This is a genomic window from Streptomyces mesophilus, from assembly GCF_040300965.1.
Lineage (GTDB): Bacteria > Actinomycetota > Actinomycetes > Streptomycetales > Streptomycetaceae > Streptomyces > Streptomyces mesophilus_A.
Window position 1 is genome coordinate 25,484 of the sequence record NZ_JBEPEW010000074.1, and the last position, 15,118, is coordinate 40,601.

Here is a 15,118-nt window from a genome sequence, read left to right on the forward strand (position 1 = left end):
GTCAGACCGTCAGCGAACGGTCCGTCGGGCGGATCGGGGCCGGCAGCTCCGACGCACCCGTCAGGAAGCGGTCCACACCGCGGGCGGCGGAGCGGCCCTCGGCGATCGCCCAGACGATCAGCGACTGGCCACGGCCCGCGTCACCGGCCACGAACACACCGGGGACGTTGGTCTCGTAGTCGTCGTTGCGGGCGATGTTGCCGCGCGCGTCGAGCTCCAGGTCGAACTGCGCGACCATGCCGTTCTCGACGTCCGTACCGGTGAAGCCCATGGCGAGCGTCACGAGCTGCGCCGGGATGACGCGCTCGGTACCCGGCTTCTGGGTCAGCTTGCCGTCGATGAACTCGACCTCGATGAGGTGCAGTTCCTGGACATTGCCGTCCTCGTCGCCCGAGAAGTGCGTGGTCGACACGGAGTAGACCCGCTCGCCGCCCTCCTCGTGCGCGGAGGTCACCTTGTACAGCATCGGGAAGGTCGGCCACGGCTGGTGCGGCGCACGGTCCTCGCCCGGCTTGGGCATGATCTCCAGCTGGGTGACGGACGCGGCGCCCTGGCGGTGGGCGGTGCCCACGCAGTCGGCGCCCGTGTCACCGCCGCCGATGACCACGACGTGCTTGCCCTCGGCCGTGATCGGCGGGGCCACGAAGTCGCCCTCGACCACCTTGTTGGCGAGCGGCAGGTACTCCATCGCCTGGTGGATGCCCTTCAACTCCCGCCCGGGGACGGGAAGATCACGGGCGGTGGTGGCACCGGCGGCGATGACCACGGCGTCGTACCGCTTGCGCAGGTCCGTCGCCTTGAGGTCGCGGCCGATCTCGACGCCCGTACGGAAGCGGGTGCCCTCCGCGCGCATCTGCTCGATGCGCCGGTTGATGTGCACCTTCTCCATCTTGAACTCGGGGATGCCGTACCGGAGCAGACCACCGATACGGTCCGCGCGCTCGAACACGGCGACCGTGTGACCGGCCCGCGTCAGCTGCTGCGCGGCCGCGAGGCCCGCGGGACCCGAGCCGACCACTGCGACGGTCTTGCCGGAGAGGCGCTCGGGCGCCTGCGGCTTGACGTCGTTGGCGTCCCAGGCCTTGTCGATGATCGAGACCTCGACGTTCTTGATGGTCACGGCCGGCTGCGAGATACCGAGGACGCAGGCCGACTCGCAGGGGGCCGGGCACAGGCGACCGGTGAACTCGGGGAAGTTGTTCGTCGCGTGGAGACGCTCGGAAGCGGCGGCCCAGTCCTCGCGGTACGCGTAGTCGTTCCACTCGGGGATCAGGTTCCCGAGCGGACAGCCGTTGTGGCAGAACGGGATGCCGCAGTCCATGCAGCGCGAGGCCTGCGTCGAGATGATCGGAAGCAGGGATCCGGGGACGTAGACCTCCTTCCAGTCCTGGACGCGCTCCTCGACCGGGCGGGAGCAGGCGACCTCGCGGCCGTGCTTGAGAAAGCCCTTCGGATCAGCCATTGGTCGCCGCCTCCATCATCTTCTCGGTGATCTCGGACTCGGAGAGTCCGGCTCGCTCGGCGGCGTCCTTGGCGGCGAGCACTGCCTTGTACGTCTGCGGAATGATCTTGGTGAAGCGCTGAGCCGAAGCGTCCCAGTCGACGAGCAGCTTCTCGGCGACGGTGGAGCCGGTTTCCTCCGCGTGGCGGCGCACGACATCGTGCAGCCACTGCTTGTCGGCGTCGGAGAGCTCCTCGACCGCTGCCAGGTTCCCGGCGTTGACGTTGTCGCGGTCCAGGTCGATGACGTACGCGGTGCCGCCGGACATACCGGCCGCGAAATTGCGTCCCGTCTCGCCGAGTACGACCGCCTGGCCACCGGTCATGTACTCGCAACCGTGGTCGCCGACACCCTCGGAGACGACCAGCGCACCGGAGTTACGGACACAGAAGCGCTCTCCCGTACGTCCGCGCAGGAAGATCTCGCCGCCCGTCGCGCCGTACGCGATGGTGTTGCCGGCGATCGTCGAGTACTCGGCAAGGTGGTCGGCCGCGCGGTCCGGGCGGACGATGACGCGGCCGCCGGAAAGACCCTTGCCCACATAGTCGTTGGCGTCGCCCTCGAGGCGCAGCGTCACACCGCGCGGCACGAAGGCGCCGAAGGACTGGCCGGCGGAGCCCGTGAAGGTGATGTCGATCGTGTCGTCCGGCAGACCGGCGCCGCCGAAGCGCTTGGTGACCTCGTGGCCGAGCATCGTGCCGACGGTCCGGTTGATGTTGCGGATCGCGACCTGGGCGCGGACCGGCTGGGCTGCCTCGGCGGAGTCCACGGCGAGGGCGTCGGCGGCGAGCTTGATCAGCTCGTTGTCGAGCGCCTTCTCCAGACCGTGGTCCTGGGAGATCAGCTGGTGGCGGACGGCGCCCTCGGGCAGGTCCGGCACATGGAACAGCGGCTCCAGGTCCAGGCCCTGCGCCTTCCAGTGCTGTACGGCCCGCTCGGTGTCGAGGAGTTCGGCGTGGCCGACGGCCTCCTCGATCGTACGGAAGCCGAGCTCGGCGAGGATCTCGCGGACCTCTTCGGCGATGAACTCGAAGAAGTTGACGATGTACTCGGCCTTGCCGGTGAAGCGCTCGCGCAGGACGGGGTTCTGCGTGGCGATGCCGACCGGGCAGGTGTCCAGGTGGCAGACGCGCATCATGACGCAGCCGGAGACGACGAGCGGCGCGGTCGCGAAACCGAACTCCTCGGCGCCGAGCAGCGCGGCGATGACCACGTCACGGCCGGTCTTGAGCTGGCCGTCCGTCTGGACCACGATGCGGTCGCGCAGACCGTTGAGCAGCAGAGTCTGCTGGGTCTCGGCGAGGCCGAGCTCCCAGGGACCGCCCGCGTGCTTGAGCGAGGTCAGCGGCGAAGCACCCGTACCGCCGTCGTGGCCGGAGATCAGGACCACGTCCGCGTGCGCCTTGGAGACACCCGCGGCGACCGTGCCGACGCCGACCTCGGAGACCAGCTTCACGTGGATGCGGGCCGACGGGTTGGCGTTCTTGAGGTCGTGGATCAGCTGAGCCAGGTCCTCGATGGAGTAGATGTCGTGGTGCGGCGGCGGGGAGATGAGGCCCACGCCCGGCGTCGAGTGACGCGTCTTGGCCACCCACGGGTAGACCTTCGGACCGGGCAGCTGACCGCCCTCACCGGGCTTGGCACCCTGGGCCATCTTGATCTGGATGTCGTCGGCGTTGACGAGGTATTCGCTCGTCACACCGAAGCGGCCGGACGCGACCTGCTTGATCGAAGAACGCCGCGCCGGGTCGTACAGACGCTCCGGGTCCTCGCCGCCCTCACCGGTGTTGGACTTGCCGCCCAACTGGTTCATGGCGATGGCGAGGGTCTCGTGCGCCTCCTTGGAGATGGAGCCGTACGACATGGCGCCGGTCGAGAACCGCCTGACGATCTCGGAGACGGGCTCGACCTCGTCGATGGAGATCGGCTCCCGGCCGCTCTTGAAGCCGAACAGACCGCGCAGCGTCATCAGGCGCTGGGACTGCTCGTCCACACGCGAGGTGTACTGCTTGAAGATGTCGTAGCGGCGGTTGCGCGAGGCGTGCTGCAGCCGGAAGACCGTGTCCGGGTCGAACAGGTGCGGCTCGCCCTCACGGCGCCACTGGTACTCGCCGCCGATCTCCAGGGCGCGGTGCGCCGAGGGGACGCCGGAGGCCGGGTAGGCCTTGGCGTGCCGGGCGGCGACCTCCTTGGCGATGACGTCGATGCCGACGCCGCCGATCTTGGAGGTGGTGCCGTTGAAGTACTTGTCGACAAAGGCCTGTTCGAGACCGACGGCCTCGAAGACCTGCGCGCCGCGGTAGGAGGCGACGGTCGAGATGCCCATCTTGGACATGACCTTGAGGACGCCCTTGCCGAGCGCGTAGATCAGGTTGCGGATGGCCTGCTCGGCCTCGATGCCGGGAAGGAACGTTCCGGCCCGGACGAGGTCCTCGACGGACTCCATCGCCAGATACGGGTTGACCGCAGCCGCTCCGAAGCCGATGAGCAGCGCGACGTGGTGCACCTCGCGGACATCGCCGGCCTCGACGAGCAGACCCACCTGGGTGCGCTGCTTCGTACGGATGAGGTGGTGGTGCACGGCCGCGGTGAGAAGCAGCGACGGGATCGGCGCGTGCTCGGCGTCCGAGTGCCGGTCCGAGAGCACGATCAGGCGGGCGCCGCCCTCGATCGCGGCGTCGGCCTCGGCGCAGATCTCCTCGATACGGGCAGCGAGCGCGTCACCGCCGCCGGAGACCCGGTAGAGACCGGACAGGGTCACGGCCTTCATGCCGGGCATGTCGCCGTCGGCGTTGATGTGGATGAGCTTGGCCAGCTCGTCGTTGTCGATCACCGGGAAGGGCAGCGTGACCGAACGGCAGGACGCGGCCTGCGGGTCGAGCAGGTTGGAGCCCGGGCCGAGCGAGGACAGCAGCGAGGTGACGAGCTCCTCACGGATCGCGTCGAGCGGCGGGTTGGTGACCTGCGCGAACAGCTGGGTGAAGTAGTCGAAGATCAGCCGGGGGCGCTCGGAGAGCGCGGCGATCGGCGAGTCGGTACCCATCGAACCGATCGGCTCGGCACCGGACTTGGCCATCGGCGTGAGCAGGATGCGCAGCTCTTCCTCGGTGTAACCGAAGGTCTGCTGGCGGCGGGTGACCGAGGCGTGGGTGTGCACGATGTGCTCACGCTCGGGCAGGTCCGAGAGCTCGATCTCGCCGGCTTCGAGCCACTCCGCGTACGGGTGCTCGGCGGCGAGCGCCGACTTGATCTCGTCGTCCTCGATGATGCGGTGCTCGGCGGTGTCGACGAGGAACATCCGGCCCGGCTGGAGGCGGCCCTTGCGGACGACCTTCGCGGGGTCGATGTCGAGCACGCCGACCTCGGAGCCGAGCACGACGAGGCCCTCGTCGGTGACCCAGTAGCGGCCGGGGCGCAGACCGTTGCGGTCCAGGACCGCGCCGACCTGGGTGCCGTCGGTGAAGGTGACACAGGCCGGGCCGTCCCAGGGCTCCATCAGCGTGGAGTGGTACTGGTAGAACGCGCGCCGGGCCGGGTCCATGGAGGCGTGGTTCTCCCATGCCTCCGGGATCATCATCAGGACCGAATGGGGCAGCGAACGGCCGCCCAGGTGCAGGAGTTCGAGCACCTCGTCGAAGGACGCGGAGTCCGAGGCGTCGGGCGTACAGATCGGGAAGATCCGCTCCAGCTGCTCGCTGCCGAAGAGATCGGAAGCCAGCTGGGACTCACGCGCCGTCATCCAGTTCCGGTTGCCCTTGACGGTGTTGATCTCACCGTTGTGCGCGACGAAGCGGTACGGGTGGGCGAGCGGCCAGCTCGGGAAGGTGTTCGTCGAGAAGCGCGAGTGGACGAGCGCGAGCGCCGAGGCGAAACGGCGGTCCGACAGGTCCGGGAAGAAGGGCTCGAGCTGGCCGGTGGTCAGCATGCCCTTGTAGACGATGGTGCGCGCGGAGAACGACGGGAAGTACGTCGCGGCCTCCCGCTCGGCACGCTTGCGCAGCGCGAACGCCTTGCGGTCGAGGTCGATGTCCTTGGAGACACCGTCCGCGACGAAGAGCTGACGGAACACCGGCATCGTCGAGCGGGCGGAAGCGCCGAGCAGCTCCGGCGCGACCGGCACCTCACGCCAGCCGAGGACGTTCAGTCCCTCCTCGGCGGCGATGCCCTCGATCTTCACGGCGGTCTCGTCGGCGCCCTCGACCGGAAGGAAGGCGATACCCACGGCGTACGCGCCGGCCTCGGGCAGCTCGAACGCGGTGACCTCACGCAGGAAGGCGTCGGGGACCTGGCACAGGATGCCCGCGCCGTCACCCGAATCGGGCTCGGAGCCGGTGGCACCGCGGTGTTCGAGGTTGCGCAGCACGGTCAACGCCTGCTCCACCAGCTGGTGGCTGGCAACACCGGTCAGGGTGGCCACGAACCCGACACCACAGGCGTCGTGCTCGTTACGGGGGTCGTACATCCCCTGCTGGGCGGGGCGACCGTCCATGGGCGACCAGGCGTCGGAACGCATCGGCTCTCCCGTCGTCGTCGAGGCAAAAGTGCAGGTGCCGAGGGACGACGTTGGCCCTCACGCTTCAATATCTGCGCGAAATTTCGTGCAGGTTACATGATGAGGCGCTTCTCGAAAATCGGATAGCGCATTCCATCATGCGGACACCGCGAGTGACGGTCGTCCCGTCGGGGACAGGACCTTCGCGGGCAGATCAGTGACCGGGGGCCCATGTTTCGCGTGGGCTTCTTTGCCCATGGGTACGTCGGGGCCTCATTGCCCACGGCGCTTACGGCTCATGCCCTGCTGTCATGGGATCGAAACCGCTCGGTAACGACTACTTATGCCAGCCGCTGCATAGACCTGCAAGCCCTTATCCTACGGCCGTTCCGAACAGTGTGCCGAGGGCGTACGTCACACCCGCAGCGGCCCCACCGAGCGCCAGCTGCCGCAGCCCGCTGTACCACCAGCTGCGCGCCGTCACCTTGGCCACCACGGCCCCGCAGGCGAAAAGCCCGACGAGCGCGAGCAGCACGGCCGGCCACATCGCGGACGCACCGAGCAGATACGGCAGTACGGGGAGCAGCGCCCCGAGCGCGAAGGAACCGAAGGAGGAGACGGCCGCCACGGCCGGCGAGGGCAGATCGTCCGGGTCGATGCCCAGCTCCTCGCGCGCGTGGATCTCCAGGGCCTGCTCGGGGTCGCGCGAGAGCTGCCGCGCCACCTCGCGGGCGAGGTCGGGCTCGACACCGCGCGAGACGTACAGCTCGGCGAGCTCCTGCTCCTCGCACTCCGGGTGCTTGCGCAACTCCCGGCGCTCGACGTCGAGTTCCGCCTGGACGAGCTCGCGCTGGGAGGCGACGGAGGTGTACTCGCCGGCGGCCATGGAGAACGCACCGGCCGCGAGACCCGCCAGCCCGGTGATCACGATGGTCTGCTGCGACACGGACCCGCCGGCCACACCGGTCATCAGCGCGAGGTTGGACACGAGTCCGTCCATCGCGCCGAACACGGCAGGCCGCAGCCAGCCGCCGTTCACATCGCGGTGCGTGTGGTTGTCGCGGTGCGCCTCGTGCAGTGGTGCTTCGGTCTCGATGATCGCCATGGTTCAGGCCCCCTGCCTTCTCGCCGTACGACCTCGAAAGTACGCGCGAAAAATCGCCCCTGCCAGCAAGGAAGGCCATACTTACTTAGTCTAACGAGTGGTTAGGCAGGCCTGCCTGACCACTCGTTCCGGCTGGCGAATCCAGCCCCTCCCCAGGCGAAGGGGTGACGTCGACGTAACACAGGTACCGACCGGACACGAACCGTGGAACGGATATCCCACGCATCCGCGGACGGAAGGTCCAGCCCATGGCGTCGCCGATTGCATACGTTCCACCGGAACCCACCGCGGCGCCGACCGCGGCCCAGACCCTGCGCGCCCGAGCAAGGGGCGCGCTCCTCGGCCTCGCCGTCGGCGACGCCCTCGGCGCCCCCGCCGAGAACCTCAAGCCCTCCGAGATCCGCGCCCGCTGGGGCCGTATCGAAGGCTTCGTCGTCGACGACCCGGCCGGCACCGACGACACCGAGTACGCGATCTTCTCCGGTCTCCTGCTCGCCCGCTACGGCTCGGGCCTCACCACCGCGCGCGCCGAGACCGCCTGGCACCAGTGGATCGCCGACCTCGACGAGGGCCCGTTCAAGGGGGCCGGGTTCAGCGAGCGCGGCACCCTCGAGAACCTCCGCCGCGGCCTCGCCGCCCCCGTCACCGCCCAGCACCGGCACGCCTGGAGCGACGGGCTCGCGATGCGGGCCGCGCCCTTCGGGGTGTACGCGGTAGGCAACCCCGCCGAGGCCGCGCGCCTCGTCGCGATCGACGGCTCGGTGAGCCACGAGGGCGAGGGCATCTACGGCGGCCAGGCCGTCGCCGCGGGGGTCGCGGCCGCGATGGGCGGAGCGGGCGCGGCCTCGGTGATCGGCGCCGCGCTCTCCGTCATCCCCATGGACTCGTGGACGGCACGTTCGCTGCGCCGCGCGGTGATCGCCGCCCCCGCCGGGGAGCGCGCGGTCCGCAGCGCGGTCGTCATCGGCGGCTACCCGTGGACCGATCTCGCGCCCGAGGCGGTGGGTCTGGCCTTCGGCGCGTTCGCCGCCGCGCGCGGTGAGTTCCGCGAAGCGGTCCTGATGGCGGTCAACATGGGCCGCGACGCCGATACGACGGCCGCGCTCGCCGGCGCCCTCGCCGGGGCGCTGCAGGGCGAGGCGGCCATCCCCGAACCGTGGGCGCAGGCGATCGGCCCGGTCCGCGGCAGTTGTCTGCCCTCCATGGCAGGCCATCACGTCCTGGACGTCGCCGATCTGCTCACCCCGGACGACGAGGAGACGACGTCATGACGCCGCACGAGGCCGAGGGCGGGCCCGGCCGCTCCCGAATCGAAGGGCTGCTCCTCGGAATCGCCGCGGGAGACGCCGCCGGCTGGCCCGCCGCCCGGCACCGCGCCGCCCGGATGCCCGAGTGGACCCGCCGGCTCACGCGGGAGCTCGACACGTTCGCCGAGCAGAACGCCACCACCACGCTTCCCGTGCCCATCGCCCTCAACCAGCCGCCCGAGCCCCTGCGCCTCGGACCGTCCGACGACGCCGAGTGGGCGGCGTTCACGGCGGTCTCGCTGCTCAAGTCGGCCGCCGCGGGTGAGCCCGCACTGCGTGTACGGGCCGCCGTGGACCACACCTGGCAGACCCTCGCGGCCCAGATCGCCGAGGCCGAACAGCGCGCTCCCGAGGTCGAGTCCGCGGTCGTACCGCTGCGGGCCCGTATCTCCGTACGCGCGGGTCTTGGCAATCTCGCGGGCGGTCTGCGGCCGCCCGCGACCGGCCACGACAATCCGCACTACTTCGACGACGCGGCCTGTGTACGCGGCTGCGTGCTCGCCCTGCTGCACCCCGGCGACCCCCAACGGGCCGCGGAGCTGGCCGAGTTCGACGCCCGCTACACCCAGGACGGCGACGGCGTGCACGGCGCCCGCGCCATGGCCGCGGCGAGCGCCGCCCTGCTCGGCGGCTGGGACATCGACGCGGCCGTGGACGCGGCGCTCGAGCAGCTCCCGGACGCAACGGAGATCGGCCGCAACGCCCAGCACGCCGTGAAGCTGGCCCGAGACCCCGTCTACGCAGCCGACGCCTTCGCCCTCGTACCGGTCCTGGAGCACCAGATCGTCGACCACGTCTACAGCTACGGCATCGCGGCCGCCGAAACCGTGCCGGTCGCCCTCGCCCTGACCACCGCGTCCCGCGGATCCCTGGCGCGCGCCGTGCCCGCCGCCGCCTGCCTCTCCCGCGTCGCCGACTCGGCGCCGGCGCTCGCGGGCGCGCTCGCGGGCGCGTACGAGGGGGCCCCGGGCGTGCCCGAGTCCTGGCGCGCGGCCTGCCGCACCCTTTCGGGCTGCGCGCTGCCCCGGCTCGCGGGCACCGATCTGGTGGAACTCGCGGCGGAACTCGCCGAACTCCTCGCACCAGACCGGGAACTGGCCACCACGGGTGGACAATTCACGCATGACAGACAGGAAAGGCGCATCTGACGCAGGCGGTCTTCCCCTGGACGACCGCATCAGCCGCGCCCTGACCGGCGCCGCGGTCGGCGACGCACTCGGCGGACCGGTCGAGGGCTACAGCCCCGAGCAGATCCTGGAGCGCCACGGCGGCCGGGTGCACGGCATCGTCGGCCCCTGGTTCGAGGACTGGCGCACCGCACGGCCGATCGCCCCGTACCACAAGGGCGACGGCCACATCACGGACGACACCTTGCTGACGCACGCGCTGATCAGGGTGTACGAGAAGGTACGGGACCACCTCGACGCGTACGCCGCGGCCGAGCACCTGGTGCCCGAGCTGACCGCCGAGCCGCACTGGATCCCGGAGCTGGAGACGGAGGCGATCCTGCTCCAGCGGGTCTTCCTCGCCGAGAAGTGGCTGGTCGCCCGCCTCCACTACGGCCATGTGGACCCGCGCGAGGCGGGCTCGGGCAACATCGTCAACTGCGGCGCGGCGATGTACATGGCGCCGGTCGGCCTGGTCAACGCGGGGAATCCCGCCGGGGCTTACGCCGAGGCCCTGGACATCGCGGGCGCGCACCAGTCCTCGTACGGCCGTGAGGCTGCGGGCGTCTTCGCGGCAGGCGTGGCCGCGGCCTGCACTCCGGGCGCGACGCCCTCCTCCGTCGTGGAGACCTGTCTGTCCCTGGCGAAGGACGGCACCCGGTCGGCCATCGAGGCGGTGTGCGAAGTGGCAGCGCGCCATGGCGACTTCGAATCGGCCCTCGTCCCGCTCCGCGAGGCGATCACTCCGTTCGACACGGTCGGCCCCGACTACCGTGCGCCGGGCCTGGGCGCCCGTCGCCCTTCCCGTCTGCACGCGATCGAGGAGCTGCCCATCGCCCTCGGAATGCTCCTGGTCGGCGCGGGCGACTACCGGCACACCGTCCTCGGCTCCGTCAACTACGGCCGCGACTGCGACTCGATCGCGACGATGAGCGGGGCGATCGCGGGCGCGCTGGGCGCGGAGGTGCCGACGGAGTGGGCGAAGCCGGTGGCGGAGTCGAGCCGTATCGACTTGTCGGCACCGGCGGTGTCGCTGGCGCGGGTGGCACGGGAGATCTTCGAGCGGGACACGGAACGCCGGCGCGCCCACGAGGCGATGTTCACGTCGCTGTTGGACCGGGCGTGACCGGGCTCGACGTGACGGGGCTCGCCATGAAGGAGCCCACGCCGACCGCGCCCGAAAGCGCGCCGCCGCTGCGCCTCACCTGGGTCCAGCCGGAGGACCTGATCGGCCACGAGCTGCGGCAGCTCGCCCTGGAGGGCCACGACGCGTCCGCCCTCGAACGCAGATGGCTGGCAGCGGGCGGCCACCTGGCCCCGGAACGGGCAGGCGCATCCCCGGCACCCGCCGCCCCGGGGCTGCGCCGTCTCGCGTCGCAACTCCTGGACGAGGCCGCCGGCCTCTCGGAGACCCACTCAGCCCCGCCGGCGTTTGAGGCGATCCGAACGAAGTTCGGATGCGGGGGCCCGGGGGCGAAGCCCCCGGTTCCGGGAAGGGGCGGGGTGGGGAAAAAGATCCCGCCCACCCACCTGCACGCCGTACACGCCGCCTGGCTCGGCCGAGCAGCCGGCTGCCTCCTGGGCAAACCCGTGGAGAAGCTCCCCCTGCAAGGCATCCGCCAACTCGCCCAAGCCGCAGGCAACTGGCCGATCACCACATGGTTCACGGAACGCGGCGTCCCCGGGGACCTCAGAGCCACGTACCCCTGGAACAAACGCAGCGCTCCCACCAGCCTCGCCGAGAACATCGACGGCATGCCCGAGGACGACGACCTCAACTACCCCCTCCTGGGCCTCCTCCTGCTCCAGCGCCACGGCCGGCACTTCACCACCACCGACGTGGCCAAGCTGTGGCTCGACGAACTCCCCGCCGGCCGTACCTTCACCGCCGAACGGGTCGCCTACCGCAACCTCCTCGACGGCATCGAACCCCCGGGCACCGCACGGCACCGCAACCCGTTCCGCGAGTGGATCGGCGCGCTGATCCGCGCCGACGTCCACGGCTGGACCAACCCGGGCAGGCCCGAAGCAGCCGCCGAACAGGCCCGCCGCGACGCCGAGCTCACCCACACCGGCAACGGCGTGCACGGCGCCGAGTTCATCGCGGCCGTGATCGCCGAAGCGGCCACCGGCGCCGACGTCCACCGCTCCATCGAGGCCGGCCTCACCGTCGTACCGCCGCGGTCGCACCTGCACCGGGCGATCACCCACGCCCGCGAACTGGCGCGCACCACAACGGACTTCGACGCGGTCGTCGACGAACTCCACCACGTCCACGCGGCCCACCACTGGGTCCATGTCATCCCCAACGCGGCCGCGATCACCGCCGCCCTCACGCACGCCGACGGGGACTTCACGCACTCCATCACCCGCGCCGTATCGGCCGGCTGGGACACCGACTCCAACGGCGCCACGGCCGGCTCGATCGCGGGACTCATCGCCGGACACCCCGACCGGCTCCCCGCGCAGTGGACCGAGCCGTTGCGCAACCATCTCTCCACCACCGTCGCCGACTTCCACGGCATCGGCTTCGACACCCTCGCCCAGCTCACCTTCCGGGAGGCCGAACGCCCATGAGAGCTACCCCGCGCATCGCCGTACTCGGCTCCACGAACATGGACCTCGTCGCCTACGTGGCGAAGGCACCGGACCGCGGAGAGACCGTCACCGGACGTGAGTTCCACACGATCCCCGGCGGCAAGGGCGCCAACCAGGCGATCGCCGCGGCCCGCGCGGGCGGCGACGTCACGATGATCGGGGCGGTCGGCGCCGACGACTTCGGGGTACGGCTGCGCGGTGCGCTCGGCGAGTCCGGCGTGGACACCGGACGGCTGCGTACGGTCGAGGGCGCGAGCGGCACGGCGCACATCGTGGTCGACGACGAGGGCGGCAACGCGATCGTGGTCGTCCCCGGCGCCAACGCCACCGTCACCCATCTCGCCCCCGGCGACGCGGAGGCCATCGAGGCGACGGGCACGCTCCTGCTCCAGCTGGAGATCCCCCTCGAAGGCGTGCTCACCGGTGCACAGACCGCTCGCGCCCGTGGCGTACGCACGATCCTGACCCCGGCGCCCGCGCAGCCGCTGCCGCCGGAACTCCTCGCCGCCACCGACCTGTTGGTGCCCAACGAGCACGAGGCCGCCGCGCTCACCGGTCGCACCGACCCGTACGAGGCCGCCGAGGCCCTCCTCGAACAGGTCCCGGAGCTGATCATCACGCTCGGCTCGGCGGGCAGCCTGTACGCGGACCGCTCCGGCACCCGGCTCACCGTGCCCGCACCCCAGGTCAAGGCCGTGGACACGACGGCCGCCGGCGACACCTTCGTGGGTGCGCTCGCGGTGGCGCTCGGCGAGGGGCGCGCGATGCCGGACGCGCTGGCCTGGGCCTCGGCGGCGGCCGCGCTGTCGGTCCAGCGCCCGGGCGCCTCGGCCTCGATGCCGGCCCGCGCGGACATCGACGCCGCCGTACGACCGTAAGAACCCCCACCGCTAAAGGACCCCATGGCATCCCCTCCTCCTCCCCCGCTCGCCGGTCTGCGCGTCCTGGACCTGGCCACCCTGTTCGCAGGACCGCTCGCCGCCACGATGCTCGGTGACTTCGGCGCCGAGGTGATCAAGGTGGAGCACCCCCGCAGGCCCGACCCGTCGCGCGGTCACGGGCCCTCGAAGGAGGGGGTCGGCCTGTGGTGGAAACTCCTCGGCCGCAACAAGCGGACGATCACCCTCGATCTCTCGACGAAGGGCGGCCGCGAGACCCTGCTCAGGCTCGCCGCGACCGCCGACGTGATCATCGAGAACTTCCGCCCTGGCACGCTCGAGAAGTGGGGCCTCGGATACGAGGAGTTGAGCGCCGCGAACCCGCGGCTCGTGCTGGCCAGGGTCACGGGCTTCGGCCAGTTCGGACCGTATGCGCACCGTCCCGGCTTCGGGACGCTCGCCGAGGCGATGAGCGGTTTCGCGGCGATCACCGGGGAGCCCGAAGGGCCGCCCACGCTGCCGCCGTTCGGGCTCGCGGACTCCATCGCGGGCCTCGCGACGGCGTACGCGGTGATGACGGCCCTTGCCGGGCGGCAGCGCACGGGCCGCGGTCAGGTGGTGGACATGGCGATCATCGAGCCGATCCTGACGGTCCTGGGCCCACAGCCCCTCTGGTACGACCAGCTGGGCTTCGTCCAGCCGCGTACCGGCAACCGCTCCACGAACAACGCCCCGCGCAACACCTACCGCACGGTGGACGGCAGTTGGGTCGCGGTGTCGACCTCCGCGCAGTCCATCGCGGAGCGCGTGATGCACCTGGTCGGCCGTCCGGAGCTGATCGCCGAACCGTGGTTCGCCTCGGGCGCGGACCGCGCCGCCCACGCCGACGTGCTCGACGAGGCGGTCGGCTCGTGGATCGCCACGCGTACCCGCTCCGAGGTGATCGCCGCCTTCGAGCAGGCGCAGGCCGCGGTGGCGCCGATCCAGGACGTACGGGATGTGATGGCGGACCCGCAGTACGCGGCCCTCGACACCGTCACCACCGTCGACGATCCCGAACTCGGTCCGCTGCGCATGCAGAACGTCCTGTTCCGCCTCTCGGAGACCCCGGGCGCCATCCAGTGGGCGGGCCGCCCGCACGGTGCGGACACGGACGAGGTGCTCGGTGAACTCGGCCTGTCCGCGGGCGAGATCGACGAGCTGCGCACGGAGGGCGCCGTATGACTGCGAAGACCGGGAAGATCCCGCTGACGTGGCTGTACGTGCCGGGGGACCGGCCCGAACGCGTCGCGAAGGCCCTCGTGGCCGGAGCGGACGTGGTGATCGTGGACCTGGAGGACGCGGTCGCGGCGGACCGCAAGAGCTTTGCGCGGGCGGCGACCTCGGAGCTGCTCTCGGACCGCCATCACGTCCCGGTCCATGTCCGGGTCAACGCCCTCGACGGCCCGCTGGCCCGGCTCGACATCGAGGCGCTCGCGGACCGCCCCGGCCTCGCCTGCCTGCGCCTGCCGAAGGTGACCGCCCCGTCCCAGATCACCCGCGTCGCCGAACTGGCCGACTCTCCCCCGCTGTTCGCACTCCTCGAATCGGCCCTCGGCATCGAGTCGGCGTACGCGATCGCGACGGCCCACCCGTCCCTGACCGGTCTCTCCCTCGGCGAGAGCGATCTGCGGGCGGATCTGGGGATCGCCGCGGACACGGGCCTGGACTGGGCCCGCTCGCGTGTGGTGTGCGCGGCCCGTGCGGCGAGCCTGGCGCCGCCGCCCCAGTCCGTGCACACCGACCTCTACGACCTGAACGGACTCGCGGCGTCCTGCGCACGCGGCCGAGCCCTGGGTTTCCTCGGCCGGGCGGCCATCCATCCCAGCCAGCTCCCGGTGATCGAGCGGGCGTATCTGCCCACCGCGGAGGAGATCGCGGCCGCGCAGGACATCACCGAGGCGGCGGCCACCGACGCGGGCGCGCTGGCCCTGCCGGACGGCCGGTTCGTGGACGCGGCCGTGGTGGCGGGCGCCCGCCGCACGCTGGCCCTGGCCGCACGCCGCCCGCTCGCCTAGGGCCTCGTCCGCTC

General features: G+C 71.2%; 10 protein-coding genes. 7 read left to right on the top strand and 3 right to left on the bottom strand.

Features of this window, described 5'->3' with window-relative positions:
* Position 1: 1 nt before the first annotated feature.
* From ABT367_RS24245 to ABT367_RS24255, 3 genes are all read right to left on the bottom strand, one after another.
* Positions 2-1,462 (bottom strand): glutamate synthase subunit beta, encoded by a 1,461-nt coding sequence (locus ABT367_RS24245; protein WP_352255190.1) that lies wholly within the window; start codon positions 1,460-1,462, stop codon positions 2-4.
* Positions 1,455-6,014, bottom strand: a complete 4,560-nt coding sequence (gene gltB / locus ABT367_RS24250; protein ID WP_352255191.1) for a glutamate synthase large subunit — start codon at positions 6,012-6,014, stop codon at positions 1,455-1,457. Before gltB ends, ABT367_RS24245 begins: the two co-directional genes overlap by 8 nt.
* A gap of 352 nt (positions 6,015-6,366) precedes the next feature.
* Positions 6,367-7,098 carry a VIT1/CCC1 transporter family protein gene (locus ABT367_RS24255; RefSeq protein WP_352255192.1) on the bottom strand — a complete coding sequence of 244 codons (732 nt, stop codon included), beginning with the start codon at positions 7,096-7,098 and terminating at the stop codon, positions 6,367-6,369.
* Positions 7,099-7,346: 248 nt separating this feature from the next.
* Here ABT367_RS24255 and ABT367_RS24260 point away from each other — a divergent pair, with 248 nt between their 5' ends.
* From ABT367_RS24260 to ABT367_RS24290, 7 genes are read left to right on the top strand one after another with little or no spacing between them, the layout of a single operon-like run.
* Positions 7,347-8,369 (top strand): ADP-ribosylglycohydrolase family protein, encoded by a 1,023-nt coding sequence (locus ABT367_RS24260; protein WP_352255193.1) that lies wholly within the window; start codon positions 7,347-7,349, stop codon positions 8,367-8,369.
* The gene (locus tag ABT367_RS24265) at positions 8,366-9,553 is read left to right on the top strand and encodes an ADP-ribosylglycohydrolase family protein (protein WP_352255194.1); all 1,188 of its coding nucleotides are present in this window, start codon (positions 8,366-8,368) and stop codon (positions 9,551-9,553) included. The genes ABT367_RS24260 and ABT367_RS24265 overlap by 4 nt, the downstream gene beginning before the upstream one ends.
* The gene (locus ABT367_RS24270) at positions 9,528-10,697 is read left to right on the top strand and encodes an ADP-ribosylglycohydrolase family protein (RefSeq protein WP_352255195.1); all 1,170 of its coding nucleotides are present in this window, start codon (positions 9,528-9,530) and stop codon (positions 10,695-10,697) included. The genes ABT367_RS24265 and ABT367_RS24270 overlap by 26 nt, the downstream gene beginning before the upstream one ends.
* Positions 10,698-10,723: 26 nt before the next feature.
* Positions 10,724-12,148: an ADP-ribosylglycohydrolase family protein gene (locus tag ABT367_RS24275; RefSeq protein WP_352255200.1), complete on the top strand. Its 1,425-nt coding sequence runs from the start codon at positions 10,724-10,726 to the stop codon at positions 12,146-12,148.
* On the top strand, positions 12,145-13,047 hold the full coding sequence (rbsK, locus tag ABT367_RS24280; protein WP_352255196.1) for a ribokinase: 903 nt from the start codon (positions 12,145-12,147) through the stop codon (positions 13,045-13,047). The genes ABT367_RS24275 and rbsK overlap by 4 nt, the downstream gene beginning before the upstream one ends.
* Positions 13,048-13,071: 24 nt before the next feature.
* On the top strand, positions 13,072-14,271 hold the full coding sequence (locus ABT367_RS24285) for a CaiB/BaiF CoA transferase family protein (RefSeq protein WP_352255197.1): 1,200 nt from the start codon (positions 13,072-13,074) through the stop codon (positions 14,269-14,271).
* Positions 14,268-15,104, top strand: coding sequence for an HpcH/HpaI aldolase/citrate lyase family protein (locus ABT367_RS24290; protein WP_352255198.1), 837 nt, complete (start codon positions 14,268-14,270; stop codon positions 15,102-15,104). Before ABT367_RS24285 ends, ABT367_RS24290 begins: the two co-directional genes overlap by 4 nt.
* The last annotated feature ends 14 nt before the right edge of the window (positions 15,105-15,118 follow it).

Bases quoted from the DNA above. Each gene is read 5' to 3' on its own strand.
- ABT367_RS24245 (WP_352255190.1), bottom strand. From the start codon at position 1,462: ATGGCTGATCCGAAGGGCTTTCTCAAGCACGGCCGCGAGGTCGCCTGC.
- gltB (WP_352255191.1), bottom strand. From the start codon at position 6,014: ATGCGTTCCGACGCCTGGTCGCCCATGGACGGTCGCCCCGCCCAGCAG.
- ABT367_RS24255 (WP_352255192.1), bottom strand. From the start codon at position 7,098: ATGGCGATCATCGAGACCGAAGCACCACTGCACGAGGCGCACCGCGAC.
- ABT367_RS24260 (WP_352255193.1), top strand. From the start codon at position 7,347: ATGGCGTCGCCGATTGCATACGTTCCACCGGAACCCACCGCGGCGCCG.
- ABT367_RS24265 (WP_352255194.1), top strand. From the start codon at position 8,366: ATGACGCCGCACGAGGCCGAGGGCGGGCCCGGCCGCTCCCGAATCGAA.
- ABT367_RS24270 (WP_352255195.1), top strand. From the start codon at position 9,528: ATGACAGACAGGAAAGGCGCATCTGACGCAGGCGGTCTTCCCCTGGAC.
- ABT367_RS24275 (WP_352255200.1), top strand. From the start codon at position 10,724: ATGAAGGAGCCCACGCCGACCGCGCCCGAAAGCGCGCCGCCGCTGCGC.
- rbsK (WP_352255196.1), top strand. From the start codon at position 12,145: ATGAGAGCTACCCCGCGCATCGCCGTACTCGGCTCCACGAACATGGAC.
- ABT367_RS24285 (WP_352255197.1), top strand. From the start codon at position 13,072: ATGGCATCCCCTCCTCCTCCCCCGCTCGCCGGTCTGCGCGTCCTGGAC.
- ABT367_RS24290 (WP_352255198.1), top strand. From the start codon at position 14,268: ATGACTGCGAAGACCGGGAAGATCCCGCTGACGTGGCTGTACGTGCCG.